At 62.6% G+C, this 3,118-nt stretch carries 3 protein-coding genes; 1 reads left to right on the top strand and 2 read right to left on the bottom strand.

Annotation, left to right across the window (positions count from 1 at the left end):
• Positions 1-524: 524 nt before the first annotated feature.
• A complete protein-coding gene (locus tag BCAL_RS12865) occupies positions 525-1,772 on the bottom strand; it encodes a tyrosine-type recombinase/integrase (RefSeq protein ID WP_081887419.1) in 1,248 nt (415 codons plus the stop codon).
• A gap of 62 nt (positions 1,773-1,834) precedes the next feature.
• Complete coding sequence (locus BCAL_RS09920; protein WP_052119356.1) at positions 1,835-2,758, bottom strand: tyrosine-type recombinase/integrase; 924 nt, start codon at positions 2,756-2,758, stop codon at positions 1,835-1,837.
• Positions 2,759-2,856: 98 nt separating this feature from the next.
• Between BCAL_RS09920 and BCAL_RS09915 the strand changes: the two genes are divergently transcribed.
• On the top strand, positions 2,857-3,118 hold a 262-nt coding region (locus BCAL_RS09915), incomplete at its 3' end, for an ISL3 family transposase (protein WP_043260103.1).

Here is a 3,118-nt window from a genome sequence, read left to right as displayed (position 1 = left end):
GGTCCATGTCGTCCGCGTACGGGCGCACCGGCACGATGACGACGGTCCCGCCACGCGGGTCGTCCTCGACGCGGGGCGGTGGAGACCACGACGTTGGCGGGCAGGTGCAGCATGCGCTTGAGCGCGCCGGCTGATATGGTTGGCACAGGCGTTCCCTTGTTCCGGTTCTACTTTCTTGGCGGAAACAAACCATACAGGAGAACGCCCCTCTCATATCCCACACGAAAAAGCCCCGGCAAAGACGCCGAGGCACAACACCCCACCACACAAACTGGCGAAGACTCTTTTTTTAAAAGACGCATCCACCAGAACACCCCGCGCCAAGTTTTTTTCATTCTCGAACTCAGGGAAAAAATCTCCCCACTTGGGTAGTTGAAAACGCTTGAAAACGACTTGAGTTCACCACTTTGCTGCCTATTTTCACTCTTTTTAGGGATGGCACACCACCTGTGGTCTTGGTCAGATAGTAGGACCATCGGGGGCCGTCTTCCATTCCAACGGTTAACGCCCCCGTCTGATCTCGGCTATCGCTGCCTATTCATCCATTCACGTGCGTAGTCGTCCATCGCCGCGCGCAGCTGTTCCGCGCCCGTGGTGACGTTGCCCGTTATGGTGCCATCCTTACTGCTCCTCAGCTCGATCAGCCCGTGTTCTTGCAGCAGACGCGCGCCGGCACGTAAGACGCTGCCCCGGCGTGTGTGCCCATCGGCCGCGATCTGATAGCGCTCGGCGCATGCCTCGGCCGGGATAGAGAACGATCGACGGCCGGCCGATTGAAGGCCGTGACCGATCTCCCCCGCCAAGATCAACGCCGCGCGCAACGCCTCGGGGCTGTCCGTGGCGGTTTCGCGACGGCTGCCGCGTGTGCCCTCGTACCGGTAACGTACTTTGCCGTTGGCGTGGCGTCTCACTTGCTCCTCTAGGCGGTCTACCGGCCGGACGCTTGGCAGTGGCTCCGGCATGGGCGCGGCTCCGGCGTCCGAGTCGGCCGGGGCGTCGTCGGCAGCGTCGGACTGCCGCGTCATCGTAGCCGCTGAAACGAGGTCGCGCAACGCCTCGTCAGGCAGCGCCGTGTACGCCATCGTCGTTTCGGTGCTCGCGTGCCCCAACGCCTTGGCGACTCCCAGCATGTCGTGCGAACGTGCGTAGGCCGTTGTGGCGAAACGGTGCCTGAGCTTATGCGCCGAATACCCACGCGGCAATAGCCGGCTGATATGTCTACCGATGTACGACGCTTCGACGTGCCCGCCGTAACGGCCGGGGAACACGTACCCGTCAGCCGCCAAGATCGCCGCGGCCATGTCGTCAGGCAACGGCACTATGCGTTGTTTATCGCCCTTGCCATGCACTATAAGCGATCTATGCCCGCTGGAGTCCGCCACGACATCGACGCTGTGCACCTGTGCGATCTCGGCACGCCGTAACCCGCACTCGGCCGCTAGCAGAATCATCAGCCGTTCGGCCGCTGTGGCCTTTTCCAGCGCCGCGCGTATCGAGATATCCGGGCACGGCCTCGGGGCCGGCTGCGGCTTGCGGATGGCCGGCAGCATGTCGGCCGGGTTGTCGTCTCGCCCATGCTCGATATTGCAGTACCAACGGAAGAACGATGCGAAAGCGTTCTTGACGCTTTTCTTGTACTCACGGCTGGGGCACTGCGCCAAGACACGAATCAAGTCCTTGGTCGTCACAGCCTCGGGGCTGTGCGCGATCTCGGACGCGAAACGGCGGAAGCGACTACGCCGTGAGGCGACAGTGGACGCGCTGTAACCCATGGCCCCCAAGTAGGCCAAATAATCCTCAACCGGGACACGCCACGCCTCGGGAATCTCACGCCTCACGCCTCGGCCCCCGCTTCCACTCGAACGCCGTTCACGGCCGGCGCCCCCGCATGGTCAGTGTCCACGGCAGCAATTGCCGCCACGTTACCCACCATCGCGTTCATACGCGCCGCAAGCTGCCTGTCGTCATCCTCTGCCGCATGCTGATAGATCAACGCCGCGCGCATACTGCTATGCCCCATACGCCGCATAAGTTCCTTGGTGGTGGCCCCGGCCTTGGCCGCGATCGTCGCGCCCGTATGTCGCAAGTCATGGAAGCGCAGATCAGGACGGCCGGCCGCCGCGCGTGCCCGCCTGAACATCTTGCCCACAGCGCTATTGGTCATCGGCGTACCGTTGCGCGTCCCGAACACATATGCGTTATTGTCCGCCCCGGAGAACCGTTCCATATGCGCCGTGAACAAGTCCGTGAGGCGTGCCGGTAGATACACGACACGCCGCCCCGCGTCAGTTTTGAGAAACGCTTCTTCATACAGCTTGCCACCCAACCGGTACGCCTGTTTATCGACATTCAACCGGTAGCAGACCGCCCCGGCTTTATCGACCACAAGCACCACGTCGGCGCGCCGCAAGCCCGCAAGCTCGCTGAAACGCAACCCCGACCACGCCGCCACATGGATAAGCGCGCGGTAACGTTCGGGCATGTTCGCCGCTATCACGTCCAGTTCCTCGAATGAGGCGGGCTTGCGCTCCGCCGCCTTGACTCGTGCCGCGCCCTTGATAATGCATGGATTATGCCGTATCACTTCATCGCGCACGGCCTCGGCCATGATCGTATGCAGCAGCCTGTAAGCCTGAGACGCACGTGTTTTGCCTGTGCTGCGCTTGTTCGGCATCTCTCCGGCCTCTACCCGTGACGCGAACATATCCGAAATGTTGGCCCACCACTGTTTCACCACAAGGGGTGTCACATCGTTCATCGGCACGGCTCCCAACGCGGGTAACAACAATTGGGGCCTTTCGCTGTTTGTGGTGGGTGATGGTGTGCGGTGTGGTGTCTGTCGGGTAGGTTGGAGGCATGGATACCTCGCGTTTGTTCACGGCCGCGCTCCAGCTGCGGGAGCCTTGGAGGGTCGAGTCCGTGGATTTCCGGGACACCGACGACGGCAGGCAGGAGTTGCACATCGGGATCGGTTTCGAGGCGGGCTCGCGGTTCCGCTGCCCCGAGCCGGGGTGCCGGCGGGACGAATGTCCGGTGCATGACACGCGCGGGCGCGTGTGGAGGCATCTGAACTTCTTCCAGTACAAGGCGTTCATCCATGCCGGCGTGCCGCGCGTGA

It is taken from the genome of Bifidobacterium callitrichos DSM 23973 (genome assembly GCF_000741175.1).
In the GTDB taxonomy this organism is placed as follows: domain Bacteria; phylum Actinomycetota; class Actinomycetes; order Actinomycetales; family Bifidobacteriaceae; genus Bifidobacterium; species Bifidobacterium callitrichos.
The sequence above is the reverse complement of the archived record's forward strand: the minus strand, read 5'-3'. Positions and strand labels throughout refer to the sequence as shown.